We start from the raw sequence: 13,760 nt of genomic DNA, 5'->3' as shown, positions 1-13,760 counted from the left end.
AGAGACCGGACGGCATCTGTCCGGATGCTCTGTTTATTCAGGAGAGTAAGTGTTATGGCTGAAACATCCTCCCGCTCCGGAAAGGGGCTGGGAATCGCATCCGTGCTGCTCGGATTGGTGCTGCTTGCCACCGGTCTGTTTTTTGCCATTGGCGGCGGTAAACTGGTAGCCCTTGGCGGCAGCGGGTACTTCTTAATTGCGGGTATCGTCACTGTACTCTCCGCAATTCAATTCTTCCGTCGCAAATCATCGGCAGTGGTTCTGTTCCTGCTGGTCTTTGTCGGCACCCTGATCTGGTCGCTGTTCGATGCGGGTCTGGAGTTCTGGCCACTGGTTTCACGCCTGATGGTGCCAGCCGGACTGATGCTGCTGGCCTTCCTGATCTGGCCTTCACTGCGTAAGCACGAAGGTAAGCACTCACTGGCAAAACCTTCATACGCCTTCTCTGCGCTGCTGGCGGCAGGCATGGTGGTGACGCTGGTACAGATGTTCCAGCCACATCCTACCGTTGCCGGCACCGGCGAAGAGCTGCCACTGATCCCTGTTGATAAAGCGAAACAGCAGAAAGACTGGGATAACTACGGTAATACCCCGCAGGGCAGCCGCTTTGTGGCGCTGGACCAAATCACCCGTGACAACGTGAAAGATCTGCAGGTCGCCTGGACCTTCCACACCGGTGATACGCCTGTCAGCCCGACCGGTAACGGTGCCGAAGATCAGCAGACGCCGTTGCAGATTGGCAACACACTTTACCTCTGTACGCCGCACAACAACGTCATCGCGGTTGAAGCCAATACGGGTAAGCAGATCTGGAAACGTGAAATCAATGCCAAAGCAGAAGTCTGGCCGCGCTGCCGTGGTCTGGCTTACTTTGACGCAACCAAACCGCTGCAACAGCCGGATAAGCCGGGCTCTTCACCTGTACCTGCCGCTGTGCTGCCAGCCGGTGACAGCTGCCAGCGTCGCATTCTGATGAACACCATCGACGCGCGTCTGATTGCGATCAACGCCGACAACGGTGAGTTCTGTGAAAACTTCGGCGATCACGGCATCGTTGATCTTAAAGCGGGACTGGGCCAGGCACCGGATCCACAGTATCAGCTGACGTCAGCGCCAACGCTGGCGGGCACCACCGTCGTGGTGGGTGGTCGTGTCGCAGATAACGTGCAGACCGATATGCCAGGTGGTGTGCTGCGTGGCTTTGACGTTATCACCGGTAAAATGCGCTGGGCGTTTGACCCAGGCAACGTTGACCCGAATGCGATTCTGATGCCGGGTAAAGATTATACCCGCAGTACGCCGAACTCATGGGCGCCGATGTCGTACGACCCGGCAATGAACACGGTGTTCATCCCGATGGGTAGTTCGTCGGTTGACCTCTGGGGTGCGAACCGTACCGAACTGGATCACAAATACGGTGCTTCAGTGCTGGCGCTGGATGCTACCACTGGTAAAGAGAAGTGGGTTTATCAGACCGTACATAACGATTTGTGGGACTTCGACCTGCCGATGCAGCCAAGCCTGATCGACTTCCCGCAGAAAGATGGCAGCACCACGCCAGCGGTGGTGATTGGTGGTAAAACCGGCATGATCTTCGTGCTTGACCGTATGACCGGCAAGCCGCTGACCAAAGTCGAAGAACTGCCGATGCCGCAGGGTCATATCCCGAACGAGCAGTACACGAAAACACAGCCACACTCGACCGGTATGCCGCAGATTGGCAACCAGACGCTGAAAGAGTCTGACATGTGGGGTGCAACGCCGTTCGATCAGCTGGCCTGCCGTGTTGCCTTCAAATCGATGCGCTACGACGGCCTGTTCACCGTGCCGGACACCGATAAGTCGCTGAGCTTCCCGGGTTCGCTGGGCGGGATGAACTGGGGCAGCATGTCGATCGATCCGAACAACCATCTGCTGTTCGTCAATGACATGCGTCTGGGCCTGTGGGTTCAGATGATCCCGGCGGATACCAGCAACATTGCCCGTGGCAGCAACGGCGGCGAAGCAATCAACACCGGTATGGGTGCTGTTCCGCTGAAAGGCACGCCATATGCTGTGAATAAAAATCGCTTTATGTCACCGCTGGGCATTCCTTGTCAGAAGCCGCCATTTGGTACGCTGTCGGCGATTGACCTGAAAACCCAGAAAATCGTCTGGCAGGTGCCGGTCGGCACCGTGCAGGATACCGGTCCGTTTGGCATTAAAATGCGTGTGAAAATGCCGGTTGGCATGCCAACGCTGGGCGGTACGCTGGCAACACAGGGTGGCCTGGTGTTCATCGCCGGTACGCAGGATTACTATCTGCGCGCCTTTGACTCTTCAACCGGTAAAGAGGTGTGGAAAGCACGCCTGCCGGTCGGCAGTCAGGGTGGCCCGATGAGCTACGTTTCACCAAAAGATGGTAAGCAGTATATCCTGATCTCGGCAGGTGGCGCACGTCAGTCACCGGACCGCGGTGATTACGTGATTGCTTACGCGCTGCCAGACAGCAAGTAACCATGCATAAGGAAAAGGGCCGACATTGTCGGCCCTTTTTTTGAAAAAGTCTTACCCCATTTGCTGTAAAACCGAGCATGCTCAGGGAAAACGGTCAGATCGGAAAGTCGCAAAATCGTCATCCATGACTGCTCGGCCCGCGCCGTCCATGGCGCGGGACGCTTTCCTCCTCTGACCGTGTTACCTTCGCTTTAAGCTTATTCGTTGCTGCAAGATTCACATCAGATTATCAGCTGTCTCCGGGTCGACATTGTCGGCCCTTTTTTGCTTATTTTCCGTCGTGCCACAGCGCTTTTAGCTCAGGCGGGGCTATCTGTTCCGGGATCAGCAGCACAATGGTGCCCGCCTCACGGCGGGTGGCATACTGAATCTGGATGCGAAAATAACGCTGGTCGCCACTGCCCACCTGCGCGGCTTTCTCCTCGGGTTCGCCCAGCGGCATAGCCTGCTCAAGCGCGTGGCAGACGCGCTGTTTTTCAGGGGGCGGCAGCTCGCCCAGCATAAAACGACGTTCGGCGCGCAGCCCCGGAATAAAGGCCATGCCGCCTTCACGCGCGACGACGATGGTCGCATCATCGGTGAGTTCGGGCAGGTCACTCATAGCACGCCAACCTCCTTCCACGCCTGTTCAATGGCACTGCTGACTGACGGGTTAAACCGCTTTTCGCCATGCTTAACGGTGAAGCGGGCAAAGGTTTTAAAATCTGCATCCTGTGGCAGTTCGTCGTCACACACCGTGTCATACCAGGCATATCCCGCCTGTTCCCACGCATGACCACCCAGCGCTTTGGCCGCCAGATAAAAAGCCCGGTTAGGAATGCCGGAGTTGATATGCACGCCGCCATTGTCTTCGCGGGTTTTCACATAGTGATCCATGTGGGCTGGTTGCGGGTCTTTGCCCAGCAGCGGATCATCGTAGGCGGTGCCGGGTTGGGACATCGACCGCAGACCACGCCCGTTAATACCCTTCGCCAGCAGCCCTTCACCAATAATCCAGTCTGCTTCATCCGCACGCTGCTTTTTGCTGAACTGTTTTACCAGCGAGCCAAAGACATCCGACAGCGACTCATTCAGCGCGCCAGCCTGCTCAAAATAGATTAATCCGGCTTCGTTTTCCGTGACGCCATGCGCCAGTTCATGGGCCACAACGTCAATCGCAATGGTGAAGCGATTAAAGATTTCGCCGTCACCATCGCCAAATACCATCTGCTGACCGTTCCAGAAAGCATTCTGGTATTTCTCACCGTAATGCACGGTACCCAGCAACTTCAGGCCCTGACCATCCAGCGAATTACGCTGATACGCCTGCCAGAAGAAGTCATAGGTGACGCCAAGGTAGTCCCAGGCTTCTTCAGCCGCGACATCATCATTACCCGGCTGGCCCTCCTGACGAATCAGCTTACCCGGCAGGGTTTCCTGGTTTTGCGCATCATAAATTTCACGATCAACATGACCGCCCGCCGCCGTTTTCACGCCGGTCGGTTTTTGCCAGTGTTCCGCCATCAGGTGCTGAACGTGCGTCAGAGTGCGGCGAGCCTGCTCCTGCTGATGGCCGGAACTGTGAGCGATGATCTTGCGAAGGATATAGGGAGGAATAACGCAGTAAGCCATGTGAGACTCCTTGGCAAAAAGGAATGAGTCAAAAGTATAGACCCGTCTGGCTGGTTAGACCTCATTAGCGAGGCCAGCGGTAAATGGAAAAATGTGAGGTGGTGCGCAAAGTCAGTGTCAGGGGCGGATTGGAGATAGCGCTTATTTTTCAGACAACCATTCTGACGGGTTCTATGATAATTTGTGGCAGCAAAAATCAGTCATAAACACAATCGGTCAGGCTGGATAGATCTCATGAATGAGGCCAGTGGTAAGTGGAGAGGTGTGAGCTGGCGGAGAGCGTCAGGAAGCGGTTTTACGGCGGCGCTTCTTTTCAGGCAACAGCTGTGTCACCTGGCTTTCAACCCAGCCATCATCCAGACGGGTGCGCAGCAGGTCGCCGCTCTGTAGCTGTGCGGTTTTCTTCACCACCTGACCGGCGGTGTCGGTGGTCACGCTAAAACCACGTGCCAGCGTCGCCAGCGGGCTGACACCTTCGAGCTGTGCGACCAGCTGACCAAACTGTTGTTTATTGCTGTTCAGCTGCGTTGCCATGCTCTGCTGCAGGCGATAGTGCCAGCTTTGCAGCTGTTTTTGCGCCTCGAACAGACGCTGCTGCGGCTGCCGGGCGTTGAGTCGATGCGCCAGGCGATCCTGCTGACGTGTGGCCTGACGCAGGCGCGTTTCCATCGCTTCACCCAGACGCTGTTGCAGGCGGAACAGGGCGGTCTGCTGACGGGCCAGCCGCAGCTGCGGATGCTGCTGCTGCAGGCGATGCTCAAGACGCGTGTAAAGCCGCTGCTGGCGCGCCAGGTAGTAATCCATCGCCATCTCCAGGCGCTGCTGGTGCGACTGCAACTGGCGCAGCAGCTCCAGCTGGTTGCGGCTGACAATTTCTGCGGCTGCTGAAGGGGTAGGGGCGCGTAAATCGGCGACGAAGTCGGCAATGGTGACGTCGGTTTCATGACCGACGGCGCTGACGATGGGAATGCGGCTGGCAAAAATGGCGCGCGCCACCCGTTCGTCGTTAAAGCTCCATAAATCTTCCAGCGAACCGCCGCCGCGCCCGACGATTAACACATCGCACTCGTTACGCAGGTTGGCAATTTCAATTGCCCGGACAATAGCGGCTGGCGCATCGACGCCCTGTACCACGGTCGGGTAGATGACCACGGGCAGGGAGGGATCCCGGCGATGCAGAACGCGTAACACATCGTGCAGCGCCGCGCCGGTGGAGGAGGTGATCACCCCGACCTGACGCGCCGGTTCCGGCAGCGGTTGCTTATGCTGTGGCTCAAATAAGCCTTCGCTCGCCAGCTTTGCTTTCAGCAGTTCAAACTGCTGCTGCAGCAAGCCTTCCCCCGCCGGATGCATGCTTTCGGCAATCAGCTGATAGTCACCACGAGGTTCATAGAGGGTAATGTTGGCACGTACCAGTACCTGCTGACCATGCTGGGGACGGAAGGTGACGCGACGATTGCTGTTGCGGAACATGGCGCAGCGAACCTGAGCGCCATCATCTTTCAGCGTGAAGTACCAGTGACCGGAGGCCGGTTGCGTGAAGTTGGAGATCTCGGCGCTGATCCAGACCAGGCCCATCTCTTTCTCCAGCAGCTGACGCACTGTCGTATTGAGACGGCTGACGGTAAAAATATTGGCGGTAGATGGCAGCGACATGTGACGAAGATCAAATTCCAAATCAGCAGGTTAATTCATCGATACTACAGGGCTGTCAGTGCGGATCAAGAGTTTTTCGTAAATAATGCTGGAGGCAATCGATTACGGCCTGTATAATGCCGCGGCAATATTTTATCTAATCTCAATCACCCGAGGTGGAGTATTGCCATGTTAAGAATCGCTAAAGAAGCACTCACTTTTGACGACGTTCTGCTCGTCCCTGCACACTCCACCGTCCTGCCGAATACGGCCGATCTCAGCACTCAGCTGACCAAAAATATCCGTTTAAATATTCCTATGCTCTCGGCTGCCATGGATACCGTGACCGAAGCGGGTCTGGCGATTGCGCTGGCACAGGAAGGCGGCCTTGGCTTCATCCATAAAAACATGTCGATTGAACGCCAGGCGGACGAAGTGCGCAAGGTGAAGAAACATGAAAGCGGCGTGGTTACTGAACCCCAGACCGTTCTGCCAACGACACCCCTGGCTGATGTTAAAGTGCTGACCGAGCGCAACGGCTTTGCGGGCTACCCGGTTGTTAACCTCGACAACGAACTGGTCGGTATCATCACCGGTCGTGACGTACGCTTTGTCACCGACCTTTCTCAGCCGGTCTCTGCGGTTATGACCCCTAAAGATCGTCTGGTGACGGTGAAAGAGGGTGAAGCGCGTGACGTCGTGCTGCAGAAAATGCACGAAAAGCGCGTTGAGAAAGCGCTGGTGGTGGATGACAGCTTCCATCTGCTGGGCATGATCACCGTTAAAGACTTCCAGAAAGCCGAACGTAAACCTAACGCCTGTAAAGATGCGCAAGGTCGTCTGCGTGTCGGTGCGGCAGTAGGCGCGGGTGCCGGTAACGAAGAGCGTATCGATGCGCTGGTTGCTGCGGGCGTTGACGTGCTGCTGATCGACTCTTCACACGGCCACTCTGAAGGTGTCCTGTCACGTATCCGTGAAACCCGTGCTAAATATCCGGACCTGGAAATTGTCGGCGGTAACGTCGCCACTGGTGCAGGCGCACTGGCGCTGGTCGCGGCAGGCGTCAGTGCCGTTAAAGTCGGTATCGGCCCTGGCTCAATCTGTACGACCCGTATCGTGACTGGCGTGGGCGTTCCGCAGATCACTGCCGTTTCTGACGCGGTCACCGCGCTGGAAGGCACCGGCATTCCGGTCATTGCCGATGGCGGTATCCGTTTCTCTGGTGACATCGCCAAAGCGATCGCCGCCGGTGCCTCCTGTGTGATGGTGGGTTCCATGCTGGCGGGGACCGAAGAGTCACCGGGTGAAATCGAACTCTATCAGGGCCGTTCATTCAAATCCTATCGCGGTATGGGCTCACTGGGCGCGATGTCCAAAGGTTCTTCTGACCGTTACTTCCAGACCGATAACGCGGCTGACAAACTGGTGCCGGAAGGCATCGAAGGCCGCGTGGCCTATAAAGGCCGTCTGAAAGAGATCGTACATCAGCAGATGGGCGGCCTGCGTTCGTGCATGGGCCTGACCGGTTGCCCGACCATTGACGACCTGCGCACCAAAGCGGAATTTGTCCGCATCAGCGGCGCGGGCATCAATGAGAGCCACGTGCATGACGTGACCATCACCAAAGAGTCACCGAACTACCGCATGGGTTCATAATCCCAATTTCCCGCCCGGCTCATGCCGGGCGCTTTTATTGATCAAGTCACCGTTCTGGAAACCCCTCAATGACGACGGAAAATATCCATAAGCACCGCATTCTGATTCTCGATTTCGGCTCACAATATACTCAGCTGGTTGCCCGCCGCGTGCGCGAACTCGGCGTTTACTGTGAACTCTGGGCATGGGATGTCACCGAAGAGCAGATCCGCCAGTTCAACCCAAGCGGCATCATCCTTTCCGGTGGCCCGGAAAGCACCACCGAGCTGAACAGCCCGCGTGCACCTGAATATGTCTTCAGCGCTGGCGTGCCGGTACTGGGTGTCTGCTACGGTATGCAGACCATGGCGATGCAGCTGGGCGGCACCGTTTCAGGATCAAATGAGCGCGAATTTGGTTATGCGCAGGTCGAAGTCACCACGCCAAGCGCGCTGGTTCGCGACATCGAAGATGCGATTAGCGCTGCGGGTAAACCGCTGCTGGATGTCTGGATGAGCCACGGCGACAAAGTCACGGCGATCCCGGCTGACTTCGTGACCGTTGCCAGCACAGAAAGCTGTCCGTTCGCCATCATGGCCAACGAAGAGAAGCGTTTCTACGGCGTGCAGTTCCACCCGGAAGTGACCCATACCCGCCAAGGGCTGCGGATGCTCGAGCGCTTCATCATCGATATCTGTGAATGTGAAGCCCTGTGGACCCCTGCCAAAATCATTGAAGATGCCGTTGAGCGTCTGCGTGAGCAGGTGGGTAATGACAAAGTGATCCTCGGTCTGTCAGGTGGCGTGGACTCCTCTGTCACCGCAATGCTGCTGCATCGCGCCATTGGCGACCGTCTGACCTGCGTATTCGTGGATAACGGCCTGCTGCGTCTGAACGAAGCACAGCAGGTGATGGATATGTTTGGCGACCACTTTGGTCTCAACATCATCCATGTACCAGCTGAAATGCGCTTCCTGGATGCGCTGGCGGGTATTGATGAGCCTGAAGCCAAGCGTAAAACCATTGGTCGCGTCTTTGTGGAAGTGTTCGACGAAGAAGCGCTGAAGTTGCAGGACGTGAAATGGCTGGCGCAGGGCACCATCTATCCGGACGTGATTGAATCGGCGGCGTCTGCCACCGGTAAAGCGCACGTGATCAAATCGCACCACAACGTCGGTGGCCTGCCGAAAGAGATGAAGATGGGCCTGGTTGAGCCGCTGAAAGAGCTGTTCAAAGACGAAGTGCGCAAGATTGGTCTGGAGCTGGGCCTGCCATACGACATGCTGTTCCGCCATCCGTTCCCGGGTCCAGGCCTTGGCGTGCGCGTGCTGGGTGAAGTGAAGAAAGAGTATTGTGACCTGCTGCGTCGTGCCGATGCTATCTTCATCGAAGAACTGCACAAAGCGGATCTCTACAACAAAGTCAGCCAGGCGTTCACCGTCTTCCTGCCGGTTCGTTCGGTCGGCGTGATGGGTGATGGCCGTAAATATGACTGGGTTGTCTCGCTGCGCGCGGTAGAAACCATCGACTTTATGACCGCACACTGGGCGCACCTGCCGTATGATTTCCTGGGCCGTGTCTCTAACCGCATCATTAATGAAGTAGACGGTATTTCCCGTGTTGTTTATGACATCAGCGGTAAGCCACCGGCGACGATTGAGTGGGAATAAACCGGTTCGCGCCGATTAAACCCTGATGCCTAAAAAGCCCGCTTCCAGCGGGTTTTTTATTGCCTGAAACACACGCAGACTCCCCGCTTTAACCTTTCGGCACATCCGGATAGCCATCTGGCGGTTTTCTGTTCACATTGCCGGGAATTACGCTATCCTCCATGCAGTAAAAGCTGCACTTCACTTCAGCTGTGTCCCGCTTTCACCGATCTATCCCAACGCCACCGCTTACTGAAACCGCCTGCTTATCAGGCGTTTCGTGATTCTTACGTCACCAGGAATGTTGTTATGCTCTCACTGAAAGTGTTCAGCCTGTTTTTTGTTGCCGTACTGCTGTTATCGTTCGGAGCCAGCATTGCGCAGGCAACGCGTCACGGCGAAAGTTCAGAGTCAGGTGGCTGGGCGACGGCCCGGCGCGATTCGGCTGGCATAGCGCCCGATCCGCGCGCTTTATATAGCCTGGCTATCGTGCAGGTCTATGCCGCGCCGACCTATGGCTGGAAAGGGCGGGTGGCGGTGCATCCGTGGATCATCTTCAAGCGTGCGGGTGAAACACGCTACACGCGCTATGAAGTGATTAGCTGGGGCAGTGGTGATAAGGTCCGCCGCAACACCAACCTGCCGGATGGCTACTGGTATGGCGCAAAACCGCGGCTGCTGGTGGAACATCGCGGACCGGAAGCCGAGGCGATGATCCCACAGATAGAAGCCGCCATTAAATCGTATCCGTGGCCGACAACCTATCGTGCGTGGCCTGGACCGAACAGCAACACCTTCCTGGCACACATTGGCCGTGAAGTGCCCGCCCTGAGGCTGGATCTCCCCGCCAATGCGCTGGGCAAAGATTACCGGCCACTGTGGCGTCCTGTCGGGCTGCCGCCATCCGGGCGCGGTGTGCAGGTGTCGATTCTGGGCGTGGCGGGCGTGACACTGGGTGCAGAAGAGGGATTTGAAATGAACCTGCTGGGTCTGAACATGGGACTCGATTTTTCGCCATTCCGGCTGCGGCTGCCGTTTATTGGCGGTCTGGGCAACGACAATCTTCAGCAGGACAAGCCCTGACAATATGGCCCCGTCAGGGGCCGTTTTGCCTCAGCACACGCCAAAGTCACCTTCTTCATGATAGAGGTTGACGCTCTCTGCCTTCACTTCGATCTCTTTCTTCGCCGCATCATCAACGCGCGCGCACCACAGGGTGTCGCCTTCTACGCGCAGCACCTGCATTTTAGGGCCGCCGGTTTTCGACTGAACAAAATCCTCTGCTTTAAACATATTGCCTCCATTAATTTTCGTTACTGCTGCCGATCGTTTTTTGCGTGACGTTTTCCAGTTTATACCCTGACTGTTTTACTGCGAGAAAAAGTCTCCGCATGCTGAGCCATATTAAGAAATATTCATTGAGTTGTCAGTTGACAACTCATTCATTCGGCGTCAGCATAGGGGCACATATGGCAAGGAAGCGGCATCCCAGTAAAGAGATAGAGATGGCGTTACGTTACGCCGAATCCCACGGCTGGCTGGTGGTTACCGGAGGCCAGCATGCCTGGGGCAAAATGTACTGCCCGAAAAATCTGTTGATGTGCCGATGCGGGGAGTTCTGTCTGACCTGTATCTGGAGTACACCAAAAAACGTACATCATCATGCCCGTGCGCTGCGGCGCGTTGTCGATAACTGTCACTATCTGAAGTCCTGATACAGCACAAGGAGAGGCATATGGAATATTGTTTTACGCTGCGGTTCAGCCTGCCGGACGGGCATACGCCGGTGGATGAGATGCTGGAAACGCTGGCAGCAGCAGGCTGTGATGATGCGCTGATCGGTCTGGGGATGCCGGGACGAATTGCACTGGAGTTCACCCGGGAGTCTGACTCTGCAACGGACGTATTAAAGCAGGCGGAAGAGGATGTACTGCGCGCGATACCGGGCGCCACGCTGGTAGAAGCTGCACCTGATTTTGTGGGCCTGACAGATGTGGCGGAGATCATCGGCATGTCGCGACAGAATATGCGCAAACTGATGCTCAGCCACCGCCCGCCGTTTCCGCTGCCGGTGCATGACGGTAAAACCGCCATCTGGCACTTAGCGGATGTACTGGAATGGCTGAGCCAGCGCGGTAATTATACGCTGCCTGCGGCGACCCGTGAGCTGGCACAGGTGACGCGACAGCGCAATCTTAACGGGTCGCTGCAACGTTACGGCCTTCGCAGCTAATCAGTGCGGCAGCAGGAAGATCGTTGCCAATCCCAGGAAGATAAAGAAGCCGCCGGTATCGGTTAGCGCGGTGATCAACACGCTGGAACCCACGGCCGGATCGCGCTTCATTTTGGTCATCACCAGCGGCACCAGCACGCCCATCAGTGCGGCCAGGAGCAGATTGAGCGCCATGGCCAGCATCATGACACCGCCCAGTGCCATATTGTCATACATGAGCCAGGTAATGCCGCCCATGATGCCGCCCCAGAAGAGGCCGTTGATCAGTGCTACGCCAAGCTCACGGACGATCAGGAAAGAGAAGTTACCTGGTTCAACCTGATGTAAGGCTAGCGCCCGCACAATCATGGTGATGGTCTGGTTACCGGTGTTGCCGCCGATACCCGCGACGATCGGCATCAGGGTCGCCAGCGCGACGATCTGCGAAATCGTCCCTTCAAACAGCCCGATGACGCGCGAGGCGACAAAGGCGGTGCAGAGATTAATTGCCAGCCAGGCCCAGCGTTTACGCACCGATTTACGCACCGGCGCGAAGACATCCTCTTCCTGACTGATACCACCCATTTTACGGATGTTGCTTTCGTTTTCGGCATTCACCAGGTCGATGATGTCTTCAATGGTCACACGGCCAATCAGTTTGCCTTTTGCGTCAGTGACGGCGGCAGAGATCAGGTTATAACGCTCAAAGGCACTGGCGGCATCTTCGGCCTTATCGTTGAGCTGGAAGGTGGTCGGGCGCGCATTCATAACGTCGCTCACCAGGGTTTTAGGTTTGTTAAGCAGGATATCTGTCAGCATCAGCTCGCCCAGCAGCTGATTCTCTTTATTGGTGATAAAGATTTTATCGGTGCCGTCCGGCATGCTTTTGCGCTTGCGCAGAAAACGCTGCACCGTTGCCAGCGTGACATCGTCGCGCACCGTCAGGATATTGAAATCCATCACCCGGCCTACGCGATCGCGGTCGAGCTGCACCATATCGAGCATGCGGGCGCGCAGAGCAGGCTCCACGGTTGCCAGCAGGCGTCCGGTCAGGTCACGCGGCAGATAACGCGCCAGCCAGACCTGGTCATCGATATCCAGCGGCTGAATAGCACGCAGAATATCGCGATCGCTCATCTCCTCGGTGAGGCTGGCCCAGACCGTTTCAGAGGCTTCAACCAGCACGTGGCCGCGCCGCTCATTCGGCACCAGTCGCCACAGCGCCTGACGCTCCTCTTCGGGCAGGGCTTCGAGAATATCCGCGAGGTCAGCGGCATGCAGTTGCAGAATGTCCTGTTCCAGCGCATCACGCTGGGCCGCATTTTCACGTTGCTGTTCAGGATTGAGATCGCCGGATTTCTCCAGCAGAGAATCAACCAGATCGTGCTCGTTGAGCAGCAGCGTCAGAATACGATGACGTATTTCACTTAAACGTTGAGAGTGAGAGGCAGACACAATGAGATCCCTTTAGTCTGAAAGCACCAGCACGAAGTGTAGCGTTTCGCCTGAAAAAGGGATGCAAAAAAGAGTCCAGTTGTCTGGATAACATTTACTTTTAAGGCGTCTTTCAGGCGAAAAGTCAGTATTCGTTAGCGCGTATCACCTGACGTAACGGTAACCGGTTCAGGAATCGCTTTCTGTTGCTGATGATGCTCGAAGGCAGCGGGCAGGATAAATATCAGGCGACTAAAGAGAATGATAAAACTGATCAGCAGCACAATACGGGTCATGGTGCCGGTTTTTTGACGTCTTCGGGGAGAAATAGCGCTGTTCACGCGGGGTGGTTCCTGTAAGGACCCCATCAGGGGCGACTGCAATATTTAGTCACAGTCGCCTGATGAAATCAATCGCTGTTGAAAAAAACAGCAGATAAAGATCAGTAACTCGCTTTTTGCGCCAGCAGCGTAGCAAAGCGGCAGGTAATGCGGTTGCCATTTTCATCTTTGCGATGCAGCTGGCCGGGATGTTCGTTGTACTTCACGATGTGCCAGTTACGATAGTAGTGGCTCAACTCGCCCGACTTAAAAGCAAAGGAGAAATCAGCCGGGCAGGGCATATCTTCCGTATTCATCGCCGCCACAATCAGGTTGAAACCATCCCTGACCGTACAGGCCTGCATGTCGGCAATCAGCTGTGGAATGGTCTGCGGTTGCAGAAACATCATCACCACGGTCGAGAGCACAACGTTAAAGCCGCCATTAAAGCGCGTGTTGTTCAGGTCGCGCTGCTCGGTGTGAATTCCGCTGAGGTTTTCCCGGGCAATAATATCCTGCAGGCGCGCCAGGCTTTGCGGATTATGGTCCCATGCTGTGACGTCAAAGCCGTGCTGGTTCAGAAACAGCGTATTGCGTCCCACGCCACAGCCCAGATCCAGCGCCTTGCCGACGTTGAGCTGAGGCAGAGCCGCAACCACTTCAGAGTGGGGCGGCGTCAGGCCATAGGTTTCGGCAAAATAGTTTTCGCCTGAAAGTGGTGCAGTTAGTTGTGTCATATTCATCAATTCAGTTAAACGGGCGCCAGGC

At 56.1% G+C, this 13,760-nt stretch carries 13 protein-coding genes; 6 read left to right on the top strand and 7 right to left on the bottom strand.

Translation table 11 applies throughout. The features are described 5' to 3' along the window. Positions 1 to 54: 54 nt before the first annotated feature. A complete protein-coding gene (locus tag AC6I8C_RS14070) occupies positions 55 to 2,496 on the top strand; it encodes a glucose/quinate/shikimate family membrane-bound PQQ-dependent dehydrogenase (RefSeq protein ID WP_497822845.1) in 2,442 nt (813 codons plus the stop codon). Between the two features lie 268 nt (positions 2,497 to 2,764). Here AC6I8C_RS14070 and AC6I8C_RS14065 read toward each other — a convergent pair whose 3' ends face one another. The 3 genes from AC6I8C_RS14065 to xseA form a co-directional block, all read right to left on the bottom strand. Then, positions 2,765 to 3,097 (bottom strand): protealysin inhibitor emfourin, encoded by a 333-nt coding sequence (locus AC6I8C_RS14065; protein ID WP_033733520.1) that lies wholly within the window; start codon positions 3,095 to 3,097, stop codon positions 2,765 to 2,767. Further along, entirely contained in the window at positions 3,094 to 4,107 is a 1,014-nt protein-coding gene (locus tag AC6I8C_RS14060) for a M4 family metallopeptidase (protein ID WP_497822844.1), read from the bottom strand. Before AC6I8C_RS14060 ends, AC6I8C_RS14065 begins: the two co-directional genes overlap by 4 nt. A gap of 282 nt (positions 4,108 to 4,389) precedes the next feature. Then, the gene (gene xseA, locus AC6I8C_RS14055; protein WP_497822843.1) at positions 4,390 to 5,763 is read right to left on the bottom strand and encodes an exodeoxyribonuclease VII large subunit; all 1,374 of its coding nucleotides are present in this window, start codon (positions 5,761 to 5,763) and stop codon (positions 4,390 to 4,392) included. A 168-nt stretch (positions 5,764 to 5,931) separates the two neighbouring features. Here xseA and guaB point away from each other — a divergent pair, with 168 nt between their 5' ends. The 3 genes from guaB to AC6I8C_RS14040 all read left to right on the top strand — a co-directional run bounded on the left by guaB (position 5,932) and on the right by AC6I8C_RS14040 (position 10,109). Beyond that, positions 5,932 to 7,398 (top strand): IMP dehydrogenase, encoded by a 1,467-nt coding sequence (gene guaB / locus AC6I8C_RS14050; protein WP_497822842.1) that lies wholly within the window; start codon positions 5,932 to 5,934, stop codon positions 7,396 to 7,398. 68 nt (positions 7,399 to 7,466) lie between these two features. Next, positions 7,467 to 9,047, top strand: coding sequence for a glutamine-hydrolyzing GMP synthase (gene guaA / locus AC6I8C_RS14045; RefSeq protein WP_033733517.1), 1,581 nt, complete (start codon positions 7,467 to 7,469; stop codon positions 9,045 to 9,047). Positions 9,048 to 9,335: 288 nt separating this feature from the next. Then, entirely contained in the window at positions 9,336 to 10,109 is a 774-nt protein-coding gene (locus AC6I8C_RS14040; RefSeq protein WP_497822841.1) for a DUF3750 domain-containing protein, read from the top strand. A gap of 30 nt (positions 10,110 to 10,139) precedes the next feature. Here AC6I8C_RS14040 and AC6I8C_RS14035 read toward each other — a convergent pair whose 3' ends face one another. Next, positions 10,140 to 10,319, bottom strand: coding sequence for a GDFGVC terminal motif YodC-like protein (locus AC6I8C_RS14035; RefSeq protein ID WP_022624131.1), 180 nt, complete (start codon positions 10,317 to 10,319; stop codon positions 10,140 to 10,142). A 176-nt stretch (positions 10,320 to 10,495) separates the two neighbouring features. Between AC6I8C_RS14035 and AC6I8C_RS14030 the strand changes: the two genes are divergently transcribed. After that, on the top strand, positions 10,496 to 10,741 hold the full coding sequence (locus AC6I8C_RS14030) for a hypothetical protein (protein ID WP_497822840.1): 246 nt from the start codon (positions 10,496 to 10,498) through the stop codon (positions 10,739 to 10,741). A 20-nt stretch (positions 10,742 to 10,761) separates the two neighbouring features. Next, positions 10,762 to 11,259, top strand: coding sequence for a helix-turn-helix transcriptional regulator (locus AC6I8C_RS14025; RefSeq protein WP_497822839.1), 498 nt, complete (start codon positions 10,762 to 10,764; stop codon positions 11,257 to 11,259). Here the strand turns inward: AC6I8C_RS14025 and mgtE are convergent, their stop codons facing one another. The 3 genes from mgtE to tehB form a co-directional block, all read right to left on the bottom strand. Next, complete coding sequence (mgtE, locus tag AC6I8C_RS14020; RefSeq protein WP_497822838.1) at positions 11,260 to 12,693, bottom strand: magnesium transporter; 1,434 nt, start codon at positions 12,691 to 12,693, stop codon at positions 11,260 to 11,262. A gap of 134 nt (positions 12,694 to 12,827) precedes the next feature. Continuing rightward, the gene (locus AC6I8C_RS14015) at positions 12,828 to 13,013 is read right to left on the bottom strand and encodes a YfgG family protein (protein WP_013358709.1); all 186 of its coding nucleotides are present in this window, start codon (positions 13,011 to 13,013) and stop codon (positions 12,828 to 12,830) included. Between the two features lie 101 nt (positions 13,014 to 13,114). Next, positions 13,115 to 13,729: a tellurite resistance methyltransferase TehB gene (tehB, locus tag AC6I8C_RS14010; RefSeq protein WP_497822837.1), complete on the bottom strand. Its 615-nt coding sequence runs from the start codon at positions 13,727 to 13,729 to the stop codon at positions 13,115 to 13,117. Positions 13,730 to 13,760: the final 31 nt, after the last annotated feature.

This window comes from Pantoea sp. X-Soil-YNGN-844, from assembly GCF_059730595.1.
Note: the sequence above shows the minus strand (reverse complement) of the source record. Positions and strands in the feature narration are given on the sequence as shown.